This window comes from Bacillus sp. ISO11 (assembly GCF_003458115.1).
In the GTDB taxonomy this organism is placed as follows: Bacteria; Bacillota; Bacilli; order Bacillales; family Bacillaceae_G; genus Bacillus_A; species Bacillus_A cereus.
Map to the genome: position 1 here is coordinate 338,433 of NZ_QXCO01000002.1, position 18,105 is coordinate 356,537.

An 18,105-nucleotide genomic window follows, 5' to 3' on the forward strand; every position below is an offset into this window, starting at 1 on the left:
AGGCCCTGCATGAAATATGCAGGGCCTTTTTTAGTTACTTTGCTTTGACATATTTACACCGAAAATACCACCGAGTGTACTCGCCCCCATTAATGCTAATTGATAAAGTAATTGTGAGTTCGATAAAGTTTGAGAAAAGCCTAAATAGTTAACTAGAAAAACGAGTATAGTGAACGTGAGACCTGTTGTGAGACCTACTAGCCAACCTTTCCCTTGAGCCTTTTTGCCGGCAGTAAATCCAGACATAAGCATAGATAAAAGAGCGAGTATAAAAATAGTAACGGTTAATGTCCCTTCGTTTATATTCGTAAACTTTAATAAAAGAGCCATAATCATGCTAGTAATAGATGCGAGAATTAGTAGTGTAATAATACCGAAGCCAATTGCAGTTGATAATTTTTTCGTTCCATCCATTTATGCATTCCCCCTTTTTAATACAAGCATATTTTCCTTTTGTCTAAGTTAGACTAGTTTCTTTTTTATAGGGGAGTCTATACGTAAAAAAGGAGATGTAGAAATGGAATGGATATCAATAATTGGACGGACAATGCTTTTGTATATCATCATCTTAATTATTTTTCGTCTTATGGGTAAACGTGAGATAGGAGAGCTAAGTGTATTAGATTTAGTCGTATTTATTATGCTTGGAGAAATGGCTGTAGTGGCAATTGAAAATACCGATAAATCACTTTGGCATCAATTAGTTCCGATGACTTTTCTTATGTGCATCCAAATTATTTTGTCAGTCATTTCCCTAAAGTATCAACGCTTTCGGCATTTAATAGAAGGTGAGCCGGCTATTCTTGTAAACGCGGGAAAGATTGATGAAAAGAAGATGAGAAAGCAACGTTATAATATAGATGATTTAATGATGCAATTAAGGGAACAAGGAGTTGGAGATATTCGGGATGTAGAATATGCTATTTTGGAACCGTCTGGGAAGTTATCTGTCTTTCAAAAACAAAAAAATAAACAAGATACATTGCAGTTTACGCTTCCTCTTATTATTGATGGAGAAATTCAATCTAGTCATTTACAAATGATTGAACATACAGATGCATGGCTTATTGAGAAATTAAAAAACTTAGGTTATAACGATGTAACACAAATTTTATACTGTAGTTTTCAAAACGGAAAATTTTTTGTTGATGTAAAAGAAGATTAGAGATTTATCCTTTGAAAGAGTAAGAATGATTAGTTTAACTAATAATCAGTGGAGATTACCCCACTGATTAAAGTTTCAACTTATTTCAAAAATGAAAGTTTACGAATGATAGGGAGACGACTTAACTCTTCTTTTCGAATGAGTTTGAAAGTGAAGAGAAGTACGATATAAACAATTGTTGTTAAAGTGATTTCCCATAATGTTTGTATGCCAAGGGTATGAGAGAAAATAATATATTTATGAAGATAAAAACCGAAGGCGCCCGCGATACCGATGGCGAGTCCACCGAAAATATAGTCTTTTGCGTAAATGGTAAATGTAATCTTTTTTAAAACAGTAGCGTAGTGAAGAAATGTTACTGTTACAATATTTGCAGCAATAGCGAGAGCAACCCCCATCATTTGAAATTCTGGCCTTGATGCTAGTACAAAAATAACGATTAATTTCACGATGGCACCAATAAATGTATTCATCATTGCAGCTCTTGCTAAGTTTAAAGCTTGCAAAACAGAGGTAAGTGGACTTTGGAAATAATGAAATAAAAAGCAAGGCGCAAGAAGTTGAATGAATGCTGTTGCACTGTCTGACCCATACATAAGAGTTAAAACAGGAGAAGCGAATACGTATAATATAACGACAGACCATCCGCCGGTAATTAATGAAATTCGAAGTGCTTGTTGTAAACGGTGCTCCACTAATTTATGTTGTCTTTTTGCCATTGCTTCACTAATAGAAGGGACGAGCGCTGTAGAGAGAGCGTATGTAATAAAGGCGGGTAGTGATAGAAGCGGGAATGCATAACCGTTTAATATACCGTATTGCTGGGTTGCAACAGAAGCAGCGACACCAGCAATTGCTAAGCTTTGCATAACGACAATAGGTTCAAAAAAATATGAAACGGAGCCGATTAAACGACTTCCTGTAGTTGGAAGGGCAATATCCATCAGAGAATAAAATGTCCCTTTGCTTTCCTTTACAGTAGTGAAAAATCCAGAGCGTATTGATAAATGTTTTTCTCGCTGAAATAACGTGAGTAAAAATAATAACGATGCAACTTCACCGAGAACAGCTGATAACATAGCGCCGGCTGCAGCGTATTCTATGCCGTAAGGTAAAAATAATTGAATGCATATAGCAATAATGGTAATGCGGACGACTTGTTCTAGAACTTGCGCATAAGCGCTAGGTTTCATGTTTTGTTTCCCTTGAAAGTAACCACGCAAAACAGAAGAAACAGCAATAACAGGAACAACGGGCAAAATGGCCATTAATGGATAGTACGTTCTTTCGTCGGTTAATAATGTTTTTGCTAAAATAGGTGTGAGGAACATAATTCCGATTGTTAAAATGATACTAATAACGGATGTAACAGCTAGTGATACGGTTAATATTTTTTTAACTCTTTGTTTATCGTTCACAGCTTCCGCTTCTGCTACAAATTTTGCGATTGCGACAGGAAGACCAATTTGTGTCAATGTAATTGCTAAAATGAATGTAGGAACGGCCATCATATAAAGACCAACGCCTTCTTCTCCTAAAATACGTGCCATTACTATGCGGTTGATAAAGCCAAGTATTTTTGTAATAAAGCCGGCTATCATTAAAATAAATGCGCCTTTTAAAAAGCTTTGTCTCGTCATGTTCTTCTCCTACCTTCTCAAAATCAATGGAATGATTTACAATAATTTATATGCACGTACGAGACAAGAATGACAAGCATTTAAGAGAGTGAAATATGATAGTGCTCTTGAAAGTAGTTATTGCTGTCCATTAGAGCGGGAATAAAAGCGACTTTTCGTGCGAAATAAGAAGGAGATGTTATAGATGTTAGATAGAGAGGCTTTGGTAGAATCATACCGCGGACAGTTACAAGTCGTTTTAGAAAGTAAAGTAGAAGAGTTTCAAATGTTCGGCTACGACAGAGTGACAGATGATGACATTTGGAAGTTTCTTAAAGTAAAAAAGTGGAAGAAGATAGACAGCGATGTTAGATTGTATGAATTAGTTAATGACGTATTAACAGTAAGTGCTAATGAATATATGACATATTTAACTGTTGAAGCATATCAAGCGCCACTTTGGTCATTTGATGAATATGAAAATAAATAACCGACTGCAATTGGTTTGTTCTTCCTTTTGCAGTATAATGATAGGTATTGATAATCAGGAAATAATTATGTCTAAGATCATATATAAAGGAGGTAGTGAAGAGAGAAAACAAATAATGAAAGTGCAGGTATCGTGAAAACGTACCGGCACAGCTAGTGATGAGCTAGCAAAATTATAGAAAGGAAGTCTACTAACTAGACGTATGCACACGTGTAAAAGTGAATCGTAAGAGATTTATTTAAAGTGTTAGTAGCGGAAAGAGGGTACATATGGCAAAGCGTGGTACGAGAATTGCCGCCTTTTTCCTCATCGTTTTATTAATCGGTGGAGTAATTGGTGCGGCAGGAAAAGACATAGCAAAAGGAATTAGTCTAGGACTAGACCTTCGCGGTGGTTTTGAAATTCTGTATGAAGTAAAACCAGCCAAAAAAGGTGACAAAATCGATCGAGACGTACTTGTAAGTACAGTAGGTGCTCTTGAGAATCGTGTCAATGTTCTCGGTGTAAGTGAGCCGAACATTCAAATCGAAGGGCAAGATCGAATTCGTGTACAGCTTGCTGGTGTACAAGATCAGCAAAAAGCACGTGAAATGTTATCAACACAAGCGAAATTAACATTCCGTGATGTAGATGATAATCTTCTTATGGACGGAACGGATTTAAAAGGCGGCGGAGCGAAGCAAACATTTGATGAGCAAGGCCGTGCGAGCGTAGGTCTTACACTAAAGAGCGCTGAAAAATTCCGTGAAGTAACTGAAAAAATTTCAAAAATGCCACCACCAACGAATTTAATGGTAATTTGGCTTGATTTTGAAGAAGGAAAAGATTCGTACAAAGCAGAATCTGCAAAACCGAATCCGAAGTTCTTATCAGCAGCAACAGTAAACCAAGTATTTAACCAAGCTGAAGTATCTATCGTAGGTGGAAACTTCACAGTTGAAAGTGCGAAACAACTTTCATCTTTATTAAATGCAGGTGCACTTCCTGTTGATTTAAAAGAAATGTATTCAACATCTGTTGGAGCGAAGTTTGGTCAACAAGCGTTAGAGCAAACGATTTTCGCTAGTGCGATTGGTATCGCTCTTATTTTCTTATTTATGCTTGTATTCTACCGTTTACCAGGACTTGTAGCGGTTATTATGTTAGGTTTATACATTTTCGTTACATTACTTGTCTTTAACTGGATGCATGCAGTTCTTACGTTGCCAGGTATTGCGGCGTTAGTGCTCGGAGTAGGTATCGCAGTTGATGCGAATATTATTACGTACGAGAGACTGAAAGAAGAGTTGAAAATTGGTAAGTCCATGATGTCGGCATTCCGCGCTGGTAACCATCGTTCATTAGCAACAATTCTAGATGCAAACGTTACAACTCTTGCGGCAGCTGGTGTGTTATTCGTTTATGGTAATAGCTCTGTAAAAGGATTCGCAACAAGTTTAATCGTAAGTATTTTAGTTGGTTTTATTACGAACGTATTCGGTACTCGTTTCTTACTAGGTTTACTTGTAAAGAGCCGTTACTTTGATAAAAAACCAGGATATTTTGGTGTGAAACAAAAGGATATTATTCCATTAACAAAAGGTGTAGTACATCCGCCAACGAGATTTGATCGTATTAATTTCGTAAATATCGGTCATAAATTCCTTATCTTCTCGATTGTAGTTGTAATTGCGGGTGCAATTATCTTACCAATTTTCAAATTGAATCTTGGTATTGACTTTGCGAGTGGTACACGTATCGACTTGCAATCAAAACAAGCTGTTACGGTGTCTGATGTTCATAAAGATTTTAAAGAATTGAACATTGATGTGAAGGAAGAAAATATTGTACCGACTGGAGATGACAATAAAGGTTTCGCAGTTCGTACATTAGGTGTTTTATCAAAAGATGAAATTGCGAAAACAAAAACATTCTTCCACGATAAATATGGTACAGATCCAAACATAAGTACAGTTTCACCGACAATCGGTAAAGAAATTGCACGAAATGCATTTATCGCTGTACTGATTGCTTCTGCGGTTATCATTTTATACGTAAGTATTCGATTCCGATTTACGTATGCGTTATCTGCAGTACTTGCATTATTACATGACGCTTTCGTTATGGTTGTTATGTTTAGTATTTTCCAACTAGAGGTAGACTTAACGTTTATCGCTGCAGTACTAACAATCATCGGTTATTCTATTAATGACTCGATTGTTACATTTGATAGAAACCGTGAATTATACAAACAGAAAAAACGGGTGCGCGATATAAAAGATCTAGAAGAAATCGTAAATGCAAGTATTCGCCAAACGCTTGGTCGCTCGATTAATACCGTATTAACAGTGTTATTCCCAGTAATTGCACTGCTTATCTTCGGTAGTGAGTCACTACGTAACTTCTCGTTTGCGTTACTTGTTGGATTAATTGTAGGTACGTACTCTTCTGTTTTCGTTGCCTCTCAAATTTGGTTAATGCTTGAAAACCGTCGTTTGAAAAAGGGAAAAAACAAGAAGAAGGTTGAGAAAGTAGAATCTGAACCGCAAGTATAGAAAAGATGATGTCTCTTTATGAGGCATCTCTTTTTTCGTTTGTGGATACAATAAGATAGCAACTTTTTAACAGAAAGAAGATGGAAGAAAGTGGTGGTGTTATCGCTGTTTTTGTTAAAATAAAAAGATAGGTTAAGAAAAGAAGGGATTTTAATTATGGAAAAAGATGAACGTTTTAAACAGGCCGAGTTTGGTGCTATTGTCGGGATCGTTGGTAATATTATATTAGCGATTGTAAAGGCGGTAATTGGTTATATTGGGAACAGTAAAGCGTTATTAGCGGATGCCGTGCATTCTGCATCAGATGTAATAGGTTCGCTAGCTGTACTTTTTGGACTGCGAGCGGCAAAGCAGCCACCTGATGAGGATCATCCGTATGGTCATGGTAAAGCGGAATCGATTTCAGCGATTATTGTTGCGGTATTATTATTTATTGTGGGACTTGAAATCGCGATTTCGTCTATAAAAGCTTTTTCGCAAGAACTAGAACCGCCGAAAGGAATTACGATATTTGCTGTTGTTCTTTCAATCGTCGTGAAAGAAGGAATGTTTCAATATAAATTCCGATTAGGGAAAAGAGTAAACAGTGATGCAATTATTGCAAATGCATATGAGCACCGTTCGGATGTATTTTCTTCAATTGCAGCTTTAATCGGTATTTGTGCAGCTATAATCGGTGGTAAGTTTGGTATAGACTGGCTCGTATATGCTGATCCGATTGCAGGATTAGTTGTTTCACTTCTTGTTGTAAAAATGGCATGGAGCATTGGAGCGGAAGCAATTCATGCAACGCTTGACCATGTTCTTCATGAGGAGGATGTTATTCCGCTTAGAGAGGCCGTTCTTCAAGTAGATGGTGTGAAAAAAATTGGTTCTTTATATGCACGGGAGCATGGTCATTATGTTATTGTCGATATTAAAGTGTCTGTAGATCCATACATTACCGTAGAAGAAGGACACCGTATTGGAAAACATGTGAAAGAAATACTTATGAAACAAGATAATGTACAAAATGTATTCGTACATATAAATCCGTATTCTCCAAATTAAACATCATTAACATTTTAGTATATAGATATTGCATCGTAGTTTGCATTATATTGTCACCCCTTAATCTGTCTTGTATAATGAACAGGTTAAGGGGTGATTTCGTGTTACAACCGAAGACGCGTTGGAAAGAAAAAGAATATAATGACGAGCGAGTGAGTGAATTAGCAAGTAAATTACAGTTATCGCCACTTGTCGTTTCATTATTCCTCGGTAGAGGACTAGATACAGAAGATAAGATTTTAGATTTTTTAAATACAGAAAATCAAGAATTTCATGATCCATTTTTATTAGAAGGAATGGATAGAACGGTAGAACGTGTAAATAAGGCGATTCAAAATGGAGAGCAAATATTAATATTTGGTGATTATGATGCGGACGGAGTAAGTAGTACGACGGTTTTATATCTTGCTCTTCAAGAATTAGGTGCAGAAGTAGAATTTTACATTCCAAATCGTTTTACAGAAGGGTATGGACCGAACGAAGAAGCATTTCGTTGGGCGCATAGCGCAGGGTTCTCACTGATTATTACTGTCGACACTGGCATCGCAGCAGTACATGAAGCGAATGTAGCGAAAGAGCTTGGAATAGATCTAATTATTACAGATCACCATGAGCCACCGCCAGAATTGCCAGAAGCGCTTGCGATTATACATCCGAAATTAGAAGGTGGCGTATATCCGTTTCACTATTTAGCTGGTGTAGGTGTTGCGTTTAAAGTTGCGCATGCACTATTAGGCCGTGTACCAGAACATTTATTAGAGATTGCAGTAATCGGTACAGTAGCCGATTTAGTATCACTTCATGGTGAAAATAGGTTGCTAGTGAAACGCGGTTTAAAACATATGCGTATGACGAGAAATATTGGTTTGAAGGCATTGTTTAAAGTTGCTAACGTTTCGCAAAGTGAAATTACAGAAGAGAGTATTGGCTTCTCAATTGCACCTCGTATTAATGCGGTTGGGCGTTTAGAAGATGCTGCGCCGGCTGTACACCTTTTATTATCAGATGATCCAGAGGAAGCGAAAGAGTTGGCCGAAGAAATTGATGAGCTGAACAAACTGCGAAAAGATATTGTAAAGCAAATTACAGAAGAAGCTATCGCTGAAGTTGAAAATAACTTCCCGCCAGAAGAAAACAAAGTATTAGTACTTGCAAAAGAAGGCTGGAACCCAGGGGTAATTGGAATTGTTGCTTCTAAATTAGTTGAACGTTTTTATCGTCCGACGATTGTATTAAGCATCGATCCTATAAAAGAAACAGCAAAAGGCTCAGCACGTAGTATTGCAGGATTTGATTTGTTTGCAAACTTATCAGATTGTAGAGAGTTATTGCCACACTTCGGAGGGCATCCGATGGCAGCGGGAATGACGCTACATATGAATGATGTAGATGAATTACGTCGCCGATTAAATGAACAAGCAGATGCGATTTTAACAGAAGAAGATTTTATTCCAATTACAGCAGTTGATGTTTTTTGCAAAGTAGAGGATGTAACGCTAGCGGCAATTGAAGATATGCAAAAACTAGCCCCGTTTGGTATTGGAAATCCGAAACCACGTATTGCAGTAAAAGATGCAGAGTTAGAAAGCATTCGCGCAATCGGATCAGATGGTTCTCATTTAAAAATGGCTCTTCGTGATGGACAAGCAACACTGGATACAATTGGATTTGGTTTTGGTGCATATGCGAAAGAAATCTCTCCAGTTGCAAAAGTATCTGTAATAGGAGAAGCATCCATCAATGAATGGAATAATTTTAAGAAGCCACAACTAATGGTACAAGATATTGCTGTAGAGGCGTGGCAATTATTTGATTGGCGTAGTATGCGTAATGCAGAAGCAAATTTAGCAGAACTTCCGAAAGAAAAAATAACAATGGTGTATTTTTCTGAAGAGGTATTGAATAAATTTTCTTTAGAGAGCTATAAAGAAAAGCTCATGCATGCTTCAGAAGTAACGCATTTAGATGATCAATATATCGTGTTACTTGATTTACCAAAAGGAACCGATGAATTACGTGAGTTATTTAAGGCAGGATTCCCAGCGCGAATTTATACGCTATTTTATCAAGAGAATAACCACTTATTTAGTACAGTTCCTACGAGAGAACACTTTAAATGGTATTATTCTTTCTTAAACCAAAAAACACCATTTTCTTTAAGACAATATGGAGAACAACTATGTCGTCATAAAGGTTGGTCAAAAGATACAGTAAATTTTATGACACAGGTGTTTTTTGAGTTAGAATTTGTTACAATAAAAGATGGCGTCATTTTTATGGCAGACAAAAAACAAAAGCGTGATTTAATTGAATCGAACACATATCGTGAGAAAATGAACCACTTACAATTAGAAAAAGAATTGGTTTATAGCACATATCAGCAACTATATACATGGTTTGAAACGATTCGTAATCATAAAGAAGTAGAACAGTTAGGGTAAAGGATTTGTATTTACAAACCTTTTAGATCTGAGGAGGATTCAGAAATATGGATTTCAAGCAACATATCGCAATTGTACCGGATTATCCGAAAGAAGGTATTGTGTTTAAAGACATTACACCTTTAATGAATGACGGTAAAGCATACAAAGCAGCAACAGATGCAATCGTTGAATACGCAAAAGAAAGAGATATCGATGTTGTAGTAGGACCAGAAGCTCGTGGTTTCATTATCGGTTGCCCAGTTTCTTATGCGTTAGAAGTAGGATTTGCGCCAGTTCGTAAATTAGGAAAATTACCACGTGAAGTAATTACAGTTGACTACGGTAAAGAATATGGTAAAGATGTTTTAACAATCCATAAAGATGCAATTAAGCCAGGTCAACGCGTATTAATTACAGATGACCTATTAGCTACAGGTGGAACTATCGAAGCGACAATTAAGCTAGTTGAAGAACTTGGCGGAGTTGTAGCAGGGATTGCATTCTTAGTAGAGCTTACTTACTTAGATGGTCGTAAAATGTTAGATGGTTACGATGTATTAGTATTAGAAAAATACTAATCACTATATAGGTAAAACTACGGTGATAAAAAGTACCCGTGAATCTCTTGGAGAGGAGCGGGTACTTTTGTATAATTGAACAAAAAATCATGGTGAAATGTCAGTAAAATCTTTTCCTTTTCACAATTCACAATCATTGGGTTATAATGATAGAATATAATTTATTCTATTAAATAAAGATAAAGTCAATTTTCAATAAAAGGTGATTCGATGGCAAATGAGCAGGTACTAACAGCTGAACAGGTACTCGAGAAAGCAAGTCAATATTTAGTGGATGAAGATATTGAGCTAGTAGCACGTGCCTATGAATATGCACGCGATGCGCATAGCGAACAATACAGAAAATCGGGTGAACCGTATATTATTCATCCAATTCAAGTTGCAGGTATTTTAGTTGATTTACACATGGATCCAGCTACGGTATCAGCAGGTTTCTTACATGATGTAGTGGAAGATACAGAGATTACGTTAGAAGATATTGAACGGGAATTTAACAAAGAAATTGCTATGCTTGTTGATGGTGTTACGAAGCTTGGGAAGATCAAATATAAATCTCACGAACAACAACAAGCAGAAAACCATCGCAAAATGTTTATTGCAATGGCTCAAGATATTCGAGTTATTTTAATTAAACTAGCTGATCGTCTTCATAACATGCGTACATTGAAACATTTGCCTCAAGAGAAGCAGCGTCGCATAGCGAATGAAACGCTAGAAATCTTTGCACCTTTAGCACATAGACTCGGAATTAGTACTATTAAATGGGAGCTAGAGGATACGTCACTTCGCTATTTAAATCCACAACAATATTATCGTATTGTAAATTTAATGAAGCGTAAACGTGCAGAACGTGAAGAATACTTAGACGAAGTAATGACTGGTATTCGTGAGAAATTAAAAGAAGTTGCAATTCAACCTGAGATCTCTGGAAGACCGAAACATATTTACAGTATTTATCGTAAAATGGCACTGCAAAATAAACAGTTCAATGAAATTTACGATTTATTAGCTGTACGTGTTGTTGTAAATAGTATCAAAGATTGTTATGCAGTGCTTGGAATTATTCATACGTGCTGGAAGCCGATGCCAGGTCGTTTTAAAGATTATATTGCAATGCCAAAAGCAAATCTATATCAATCTCTTCATACGACTGTAATTGGACCGAAAGGTGATCCACTTGAAGTGCAAATTCGTACGAAAGAAATGCACGAAATTGCAGAATTCGGGATCGCGGCACACTGGGCATACAAAGAAGGAAAAACAGCAGAAACAACAGGTACATTAGAGAAGAAACTCACGTGGTTCCGTCAAATATTAGAATGGCAAAATGAAGCTTCTAATGCAGAAGAATTTATGGAGTCATTAAAAATTGATTTATTCTCTGACATGGTATTCGTCTTTACACCGAAAGGCGATGTAATGGAATTACCACTTGGATCGGTTCCAATTGATTTCGCGTATCGTGTCCATTCGGAAATTGGGAATAAAACAATTGGTGCAAAAGTAAACGGGAAAATGGTAACGCTGGATTATAAATTAAAAACCGGCGATATCATTGAAATTTTAACGTCGAAACATTCATATGGCCCAAGTCAAGATTGGGTAAAACTTGCTCAAACATCTCATGCGAAAAATAAAATTCGTCAATTCTTTAAGAAACAACGTAGAGACGAAAATATTGAAAAAGGCCGTGAACTTGTTGAAAAGGAAGTACGTGGTCTAGAGTATGAGATGAAAGAAGTATTAGCGCCTGATAACTTAAAACGCGTCGCTGAGAAATTTAACTTTGCAAATGAAGAAGATATGTTTGCAGCAGTTGGATATAGCGGAATTACAGCTTCGCAAATTGTTACGCGACTAACGGACAAGTTCCGCAAGCAACGCGAAGAAGAAGAAATTGTTGAAGTCAAAGAAGTTCGTAAACCGATGAAAATTCGAAAATGGGATTCTGGTGTAAAGGTAAGCGGTGCTGATAATTTATTAATCCGTTTATCGAAATGCTGTAACCCAGTTCCGGGTGATGATATCGTTGGGTATATTACGAAAGGCCGAGGTGTATCGATTCACCGCCGTGATTGTGTAAATGTTCATACAGAAGAAGCGATAGAACGTTTATTAGAAGTTGAGTGGGAAGGTAGCCCTGAAAAAGAAATAGAGTATAACGTTGATATTGAAATTTCAGGTTACGATCGCCGCGGTTTATTAAATGAAGTACTGCAAGCTGTTACAGAGACGAAAACATACATTTCAGCTGTTTCTGGTAGAAGTGACCGTAATAAGATGGCAACAATTAATATGTCAATCTCGATTCGTAACTTACAACACTTGAAAAAAGTAGTAGAACGCATTAAACGCGTTCCAGAAATTTATGCAGTACGACGCATGATGCATTAATAGGGAGTGTAGAAAGATGAGAGTTGTTTTACAACGATCAAAGAAAGCGTCTGTCACAGTAGACGGTGAGATCGTAGGACAAATTCCGTTCGGTTTAACATTACTAGTTGGCATTACGCACGAAGATACAGAAAAAGATGCAACTTACATTGCAGAAAAAATTGCAAACTTACGTATTTTTGAAGATGAGAGCGGAAAGATGAATCATTCTGTACTTGATGTAGAAGGACAAGTTCTATCTATTTCGCAATTCACATTATACGGAGATTGCCGCAAGGGAAGACGTCCAAACTTTATGGATGCTGCGAAACCTGATTATGCAGAGCGTTTATACGATTTCTTTAATGAAGAAGTTCGTAAACAAGGATTACATGTGGAAACAGGGAAGTTCGGAGCAATGATGGATGTTTCTTTAATCAATGATGGTCCGGTGACCTTAATTGTAGAAAGTAAATAGTGTTGATAAAAAAGAGAGGGTTATATAATCCTCTCTTTTTTATACATTGTTGTATGTTTTGTTCATTTATTTGGAATCAATAGCAGTTTCGGTTATGTATAACTCTCCCATCAATATGGAACAATAAAAAGTAAAACATCCATATTGAATGTGAGGGATATACGTATGCGTATGAATGAAAAAGGGCATTCTGTTACAAATGGTGCAAATCAACTATTTAACGTGAATTTTCATGATTTTATTTCAAAAGAGCAAAACAATACTTCAATGGAGCTTGCTTCCGAGTTTGGGATTTCTCTTCAAGATGTAAAGCGTTTAAAGAAGCAGATTGAACGTTCTTAGAGCACTTGACAATCCTACTTAACAAACGTATAGTAATTTTATATTTACATATGAATATAACCGTTGATAGAGAAGAGTAAATGAGACACACATGGAAAGAGAAGAAATGTCTTAGGCTGAAAACATTTCTGCATGATGACTGATTGAATGACACTCTAGAGGTTTCAACTTGAACGGCATATACGCTTAGTAGGGATGAACGCATATTTAAGCGTTATTAAAAAAGTGGAAGCATAAGTGCTTCAATTAGGGTGGCACCACGGGTATAATACTCTCGTCCCTACTGTTCAAACAGTAGAGGCGGGAGTTTTTTTATTTTTATTAAGATTAAAACAATTTGAGGAGGAACTGAATATGTCTATTCAAATCCCACGCGGAACGCAAGATATTCTTCCAGGCACTGTTGAGTTATGGCAGTATATCGAAGGGCAAGCACGCGAAATTTGCCGTCGTTACAATTATAAAGAAATTCGTACACCAATTTTTGAGCACACTGAGCTATTTTTACGCGGTGTTGGTGATACGACAGATATCGTACAAAAAGAAATGTACTCATTCCAAGATCGTGGAGAGCGTAGCTTAACATTACGTCCAGAAGGTACTGCACCTGTTGTACGTTCTTACGTTGAAAATAAAATGTTTGGTGATGCAACACAACCAACGAAATTATACTATATCGGTCAAATGTTCCGTTATGAAAGACCACAAGCAGGTCGCTATCGTCAATTCGTACAATTCGGTATCGAAGCAATCGGCAGTAATGACCCTGCAATTGATGCAGAAGTAATTGCACTTGCTGTTGAATTTTACCGCGGCATGGGCTTGAAAAATATTAAAGTTGTATTAAACAGCTTAGGTGATGCGGCGAGCCGTCAAGCACACCGTGATGCGTTAATCGCACACTTTGAGCCACGTATCGGTGAGTTCTGTTCTGACTGTCAATCTCGTTTAGAAAAGAACCCTCTTCGTATTTTAGATTGTAAGAAGGACCGTAACCATGAATTAATGGGAACAGCACCATCTATTACAGAATACTTAAATGAAGATTCAGCAGTATACTACGACAAAGTTCAAGAGCTATTAACGATGATGGATGTTCCGTTTGAAAAAGATCCGAACTTAGTGCGTGGTTTAGACTACTACCAACACACTGTTTTTGAAATTATGAGTGAGGCAGACGGTTTCGGTGCGATCACTACATTAAGCGGTGGTGGCCGTTATAACGGACTTGTACAAGAAATCGGTGGACCAGAAATGCCAGGTATCGGTTTTGCAATGAGTATTGAACGTTTAATTATGGCGCTAAAAGCTGAAAACATTGAATTACCACTTGAACATAGCATTGATTGTTACGTTGTGGCGCTTGGCGAAAAAGCGAAAGACCATGCTGCAAAAGTTGCGTTCGATCTTCGTAAAGCTGGATTGTCAGTTGAAAAAGATTATTTAGATCGCAAAATGAAAGCACAATTTAAATCAGCAGATCGTCTAAAGGCGAAATTTGTAGCTGTATTAGGAGAAGATGAGCTAGATAAAGGCATCATTAACTTAAAAGATATGGCAACAGGTGAACAAGAAGAAGTAGCGTTAGATGTATTTGCTTCATACGTAGCAGAGAAATTAATATAGGGGGAACTTACAGTGGCTGAAAGAACACATGCATGTGGAAAAGTAACAGTAGAAGCTGTTGGACAAACAGTTCAATTAAAAGGTTGGGTACAAAAACGCCGTGACTTAGGTGGATTAATCTTTATCGATTTACGTGACCGTACAGGTATCGTACAAGTTGTATTTAACCCAGAAACATCAAAAGAAGCGTTAGAAGTAGCAGAAACAATTCGTAGCGAGTACGTATTACACGTAGAAGGTACAGTTGTTGAACGTGGTGAAGGCGCAATTAATGACAATATGGCAACTGGTCGTATTGAAGTACAAGCAACGAAAGTAAATGTACTAAATGCAGCGAAAACAACGCCAATCATCATTGCTGATGATACAGATGCATCAGAAGATGTGCGTTTAAAATATCGTTATTTAGACTTACGTCGCCCAGTAATGTTTAACACATTCAAAATGCGTCATGACGTAACGAAAACAATTCGTAACTTCTTAGACACAGAAGAGTTCTTAGAAGTAGAAACACCAATTTTAACGAAAAGCACGCCAGAAGGAGCTCGTGACTATTTAGTACCAAGTCGTGTGCATGATGGTGAATTCTATGCACTACCACAGTCACCACAGTTATTTAAACAGCTTCTTATGGTCGGCGGATTTGAGCGTTACTATCAAGTAGCACGTTGTTTCCGTGATGAAGATTTACGTGCGGATCGTCAACCGGAATTCACGCAAATCGATATCGAAGCTTCATTCTTAACACAAGATGAAATTTTAGATATGATGGAGCGTATGATGACGAAAGTTATGAAGGATGCAAAAGGTGTAGAAGTTAGTGCACCATTCCCTCGTATGAAATATGCTGATGCAATGGCTCGCTACGGTTCTGATAAGCCAGATACACGCTTTGAAATGGAACTAACAGACTTATCTGAGTTTGCAGCAGGTTGTGGCTTTAAAGTGTTTACAAGTGCTGTAGAAAGCGGCGGACAAGTAAAAGCAATCAATGCAAAAGGTGCTGCAAGTAAATATTCTCGTAAAGACATCGATGCATTAACTGAATTCGTGAAAGTATACGGTGCAAAAGGTTTAGCTTGGCTTAAAGTTGAAGAAGACGGTTTAAAAGGACCGATTGCAAAATTCTTCGGTGAAGAAGATGCAAATGTGTTAATGAGCACATTAGAGGCTACTGCTGGCGACTTATTACTATTCGTAGCAGATAAGAAGAGCGTTGTTGCAGATAGCTTAGGTGCACTTCGCTTACGTCTAGGTAAAGAGCTTGAGTTAATTGACGAAAGTAAATATAATTTCCTATGGGTAACGGATTGGCCACTTCTTGAGTACGATGAAGATGCAGATCGTTACTTCGCAGCTCACCACCCATTCACAATGCCATTCCGTGAAGACGTTGAGTTACTAGAAACAGCACCAGAAAAAGCACGTGCACAAGCATATGACCTTGTATTAAACGGTTATGAGCTTGGTGGTGGATCACTTCGTATTTACGAGCGTGACGTACAAGAAAAAATGTTCAAAGCACTTGGATTCTCACAAGAAGAAGCGCAAGAGCAATTCGGGTTCTTATTAGAAGCATTCGAATACGGTACACCACCACACGGCGGAATCGCATTAGGTTTAGATCGTCTTGTTATGTTACTTGCAGGCCGTACGAATCTTCGTGATACAATTGCATTCCCAAAAACAGCAAGCGCAAGCTGCTTATTAACAGAAGCTCCAAGCCCAGTTGCAGAAGCACAGCTTGAAGAGTTAAACTTAAAATTAAGCTTAAAAGAAGAGAAGTAAGAATAGGGTCTAGATGGTTATACTATAACCGTCTAGACTTTTTTTGAGAGGTTGTTTAAAAAGTCCGGTTTAGATAACTGTCGCATCTCATCGTTGCTTCGCCAGTCCGGTGCTCGAGTAGTATTTTTCTACACTGCGCTCCTCCTGGCTTCAGCGCCTCGATCTGCTCGGTTCTCTAAATCCTCCTTTTTAAACGTGTATTGAAAGGAAGTTTAAAAAGTCCGGTTCAGATAACTGTCGCATCTCATCGTTGCTTCGCCAGTCCGGTGCTCGAGTAGTATTTCTACACTGCGCTCCTCCTGGCTTCAGCGCCTCGATCTGCTCGGTTCTCTAAATCCTCCTTTTTAAACGTGTATTTAGGAAGAAATGAAATTCTGGTCTATGTTTTCATTTTCGAAATATGTATTTTTAGGAATTCTATAACTTTTTCTATACAAATAGTCGGAAAAACGCTAGAATACATGGTAGACCATTTTTGTAATAGGAGTGTAGAGCTGAATGTTACATCAATTTTCACGTAATGAATTAGCCTTCGGTAAAGAAGGACTTGAAATATTAAAAAATAGTACAGTCGGTATTTTAGGAATTGGCGGCGTAGGCTCTTTTGCAGCTGAAGCGTTAGCACGTTCTGGCGTTGGACGTCTTGTATTAGTTGATAAAGACGTTGTAGATATTACAAACGTAAACCGTCAAATTCACGCTTTAGTATCTACTGTAGGACGTTCAAAAGTAGAATTAATGAAAGAGCGTATTGCAGACATTAACCCAGAGTGTGAAGTAATTGGACTTGAAATGTTTTATACAGATGAAACATATGAAGAGTTCTTTAAGCACGGTTTGGATTTCGTAGTGGATGCATCTGATACGATTACGTTCAAAATTCATTTAATTAAACAATGTTTACGTCGTAAAATTAAAATTATCTCCAGTATGGGTGCAGCAAATAAAATGGACCCAACTCGTTTCCGTATTGCGGACATCTCTAAAACACATACAGATCCAATTGCGAAAGTCATTCGTACGAAGCTTCGTAAAGAGGGTATTAAAAAAGGTGTAAAAGTTGTCTTCTCTGACGAAAACCCAATCGTAATTCGTGAAGAGGTACGTAAAGAAATTGTACCAGACGAAAATGCAAAAATTCGTAAGGCGAAATTACCGCCTTCATCAAATGCATTCGTACCATCTGTGGCAGGCTTAATTATGGCAAGTCACGTTGTACGTGAACGTATTAAAAATGTAGAAGTGAAACGTGTAGGGCAAGAATAAAAAAAAGCATATATCCATTTTAAAATGTACCCTATAGAATAGACACTTGAAAAAAGTCTATTCTATAGGGTATTTCTTGTATAATAAAAGGAAAATTGAGATCGGAGAATGTTGAAAATGACAAAAAAACTATTTACAGAAAGAGAAATTCAAATTCTATCAAATAACCTATACGTAAAATCTGTAAGTCAGAAAGGTATCACTTATACAGAGGAATTTAAGCATATTTTTATTGAGGAAAATGAGAAAGGAAAGCTACCTCGAAATATTTTTGAAGAATGTGGTTTTGATATAGATATGATTGGAATGAAACGAGTTATGTCATCGGGAAGTAGATGGCGTGCTGCTTATAGAAAAAATGGTGTATTGGGTT

The 18,105-nt window shown here is 37.3% G+C and carries 15 protein-coding genes and 1 other annotated feature; of the genes, 13 read left to right on the forward strand and 2 right to left on the reverse strand.

Features of this window, described 5'->3' with window-relative positions:
* Positions 1 to 30 precede the first annotated feature (30 nt).
* Positions 31 to 414 carry a TIGR04086 family membrane protein gene (locus tag D1166_RS03690; protein ID WP_000349131.1) on the reverse strand — a complete coding sequence of 128 codons (384 nt, stop codon included), beginning with the start codon at positions 412 to 414 and terminating at the stop codon, positions 31 to 33.
* A 103-nt stretch (positions 415 to 517) separates the two neighbouring features.
* Between D1166_RS03690 and D1166_RS03695 the strand changes: the two genes are divergently transcribed.
* The gene (locus D1166_RS03695; RefSeq protein ID WP_000454817.1) at positions 518 to 1,165 is read left to right on the forward strand and encodes a DUF421 domain-containing protein; all 648 of its coding nucleotides are present in this window, start codon (positions 518 to 520) and stop codon (positions 1,163 to 1,165) included.
* A gap of 80 nt (positions 1,166 to 1,245) precedes the next feature.
* On the opposite strand, the gene spoVB is transcribed toward D1166_RS03695, so the two are convergent.
* Positions 1,246 to 2,805, reverse strand: a complete 1,560-nt coding sequence (spoVB, locus tag D1166_RS03700; RefSeq protein ID WP_097862004.1) for a stage V sporulation protein B — start codon at positions 2,803 to 2,805, stop codon at positions 1,246 to 1,248.
* Positions 2,806 to 2,989: 184 nt separating this feature from the next.
* Here spoVB and D1166_RS03705 point away from each other — a divergent pair, with 184 nt between their 5' ends.
* The 12 genes from D1166_RS03705 to D1166_RS03760 all read left to right on the forward strand — a co-directional run.
* Positions 2,990 to 3,274: a post-transcriptional regulator gene (locus tag D1166_RS03705; RefSeq protein ID WP_000886978.1), complete on the forward strand. Its 285-nt coding sequence runs from the start codon at positions 2,990 to 2,992 to the stop codon at positions 3,272 to 3,274.
* Positions 3,275 to 3,543: 269 nt separating this feature from the next.
* Complete coding sequence (secDF, locus tag D1166_RS03710) at positions 3,544 to 5,808, forward strand: protein translocase subunit SecDF (RefSeq protein ID WP_001119065.1); 2,265 nt, start codon at positions 3,544 to 3,546, stop codon at positions 5,806 to 5,808.
* Between the two features lie 156 nt (positions 5,809 to 5,964).
* Positions 5,965 to 6,858, forward strand: coding sequence for a cation diffusion facilitator family transporter (locus tag D1166_RS03715; protein ID WP_000409741.1), 894 nt, complete (start codon positions 5,965 to 5,967; stop codon positions 6,856 to 6,858).
* A 101-nt stretch (positions 6,859 to 6,959) separates the two neighbouring features.
* Positions 6,960 to 9,299 carry a single-stranded-DNA-specific exonuclease RecJ gene (gene recJ / locus D1166_RS03720; RefSeq protein WP_097862003.1) on the forward strand — a complete coding sequence of 780 codons (2,340 nt, stop codon included), beginning with the start codon at positions 6,960 to 6,962 and terminating at the stop codon, positions 9,297 to 9,299.
* Between the two features lie 47 nt (positions 9,300 to 9,346).
* Complete coding sequence (locus tag D1166_RS03725) at positions 9,347 to 9,859, forward strand: adenine phosphoribosyltransferase (protein ID WP_000346215.1); 513 nt, start codon at positions 9,347 to 9,349, stop codon at positions 9,857 to 9,859.
* A gap of 210 nt (positions 9,860 to 10,069) precedes the next feature.
* Complete coding sequence (relA, locus tag D1166_RS03730) at positions 10,070 to 12,253, forward strand: GTP diphosphokinase (protein WP_001262811.1); 2,184 nt, start codon at positions 10,070 to 10,072, stop codon at positions 12,251 to 12,253.
* Between the two features lie 16 nt (positions 12,254 to 12,269).
* Positions 12,270 to 12,710: a D-tyrosyl-tRNA(Tyr) deacylase gene (locus D1166_RS03735; protein WP_001266965.1), complete on the forward strand. Its 441-nt coding sequence runs from the start codon at positions 12,270 to 12,272 to the stop codon at positions 12,708 to 12,710.
* Positions 12,711 to 12,875: 165 nt separating this feature from the next.
* Positions 12,876 to 13,052: a hypothetical protein gene (locus D1166_RS31150; RefSeq protein ID WP_001242605.1), complete on the forward strand. Its 177-nt coding sequence runs from the start codon at positions 12,876 to 12,878 to the stop codon at positions 13,050 to 13,052.
* A gap of 54 nt (positions 13,053 to 13,106) precedes the next feature.
* Positions 13,107 to 13,337: a binding site (T-box leader), on the forward strand.
* Positions 13,338 to 13,406: 69 nt separating this feature from the next.
* Positions 13,407 to 14,678, forward strand: coding sequence for a histidine--tRNA ligase (gene hisS, locus D1166_RS03740; RefSeq protein WP_097862002.1), 1,272 nt, complete (start codon positions 13,407 to 13,409; stop codon positions 14,676 to 14,678).
* A 12-nt stretch (positions 14,679 to 14,690) separates the two neighbouring features.
* Positions 14,691 to 16,466 carry an aspartate--tRNA ligase gene (gene aspS / locus D1166_RS03745; protein WP_000840899.1) on the forward strand — a complete coding sequence of 592 codons (1,776 nt, stop codon included), beginning with the start codon at positions 14,691 to 14,693 and terminating at the stop codon, positions 16,464 to 16,466.
* A 498-nt stretch (positions 16,467 to 16,964) separates the two neighbouring features.
* A complete protein-coding gene (locus D1166_RS03755; protein ID WP_000903177.1) occupies positions 16,965 to 17,732 on the forward strand; it encodes a tRNA threonylcarbamoyladenosine dehydratase in 768 nt (255 codons plus the stop codon).
* Between the two features lie 117 nt (positions 17,733 to 17,849).
* Positions 17,850 to 18,105 (forward strand): HTH domain-containing protein (locus D1166_RS03760; protein ID WP_347400119.1); only part of this gene is annotated, 256 nt, incomplete at its 3' end.

What these genes read in the sequence shown, in the direction of transcription:
- D1166_RS03690 (WP_000349131.1), bottom strand. Translation starts at nt 414, where the DNA reads ATGGATGGAACGAAAAAATTATCAACTGCAATTGGCTTCGGTATTATT.
- D1166_RS03695 (WP_000454817.1), top strand. Translation starts at nt 518, where the DNA reads ATGGAATGGATATCAATAATTGGACGGACAATGCTTTTGTATATCATC.
- spoVB (WP_097862004.1), bottom strand. Translation starts at nt 2,805, where the DNA reads ATGACGAGACAAAGCTTTTTAAAAGGCGCATTTATTTTAATGATAGCC.
- D1166_RS03705 (WP_000886978.1), top strand. Translation starts at nt 2,990, where the DNA reads ATGTTAGATAGAGAGGCTTTGGTAGAATCATACCGCGGACAGTTACAA.
- secDF (WP_001119065.1), top strand. Translation starts at nt 3,544, where the DNA reads ATGGCAAAGCGTGGTACGAGAATTGCCGCCTTTTTCCTCATCGTTTTA.
- D1166_RS03715 (WP_000409741.1), top strand. Translation starts at nt 5,965, where the DNA reads ATGGAAAAAGATGAACGTTTTAAACAGGCCGAGTTTGGTGCTATTGTC.
- D1166_RS03725 (WP_000346215.1), top strand. Translation starts at nt 9,347, where the DNA reads ATGGATTTCAAGCAACATATCGCAATTGTACCGGATTATCCGAAAGAA.
- relA (WP_001262811.1), top strand. Translation starts at nt 10,070, where the DNA reads ATGGCAAATGAGCAGGTACTAACAGCTGAACAGGTACTCGAGAAAGCA.
- D1166_RS03735 (WP_001266965.1), top strand. Translation starts at nt 12,270, where the DNA reads ATGAGAGTTGTTTTACAACGATCAAAGAAAGCGTCTGTCACAGTAGAC.
- D1166_RS31150 (WP_001242605.1), top strand. Translation starts at nt 12,876, where the DNA reads ATGCGTATGAATGAAAAAGGGCATTCTGTTACAAATGGTGCAAATCAA.
- hisS (WP_097862002.1), top strand. Translation starts at nt 13,407, where the DNA reads ATGTCTATTCAAATCCCACGCGGAACGCAAGATATTCTTCCAGGCACT.
- D1166_RS03755 (WP_000903177.1), top strand. Translation starts at nt 16,965, where the DNA reads ATGTTACATCAATTTTCACGTAATGAATTAGCCTTCGGTAAAGAAGGA.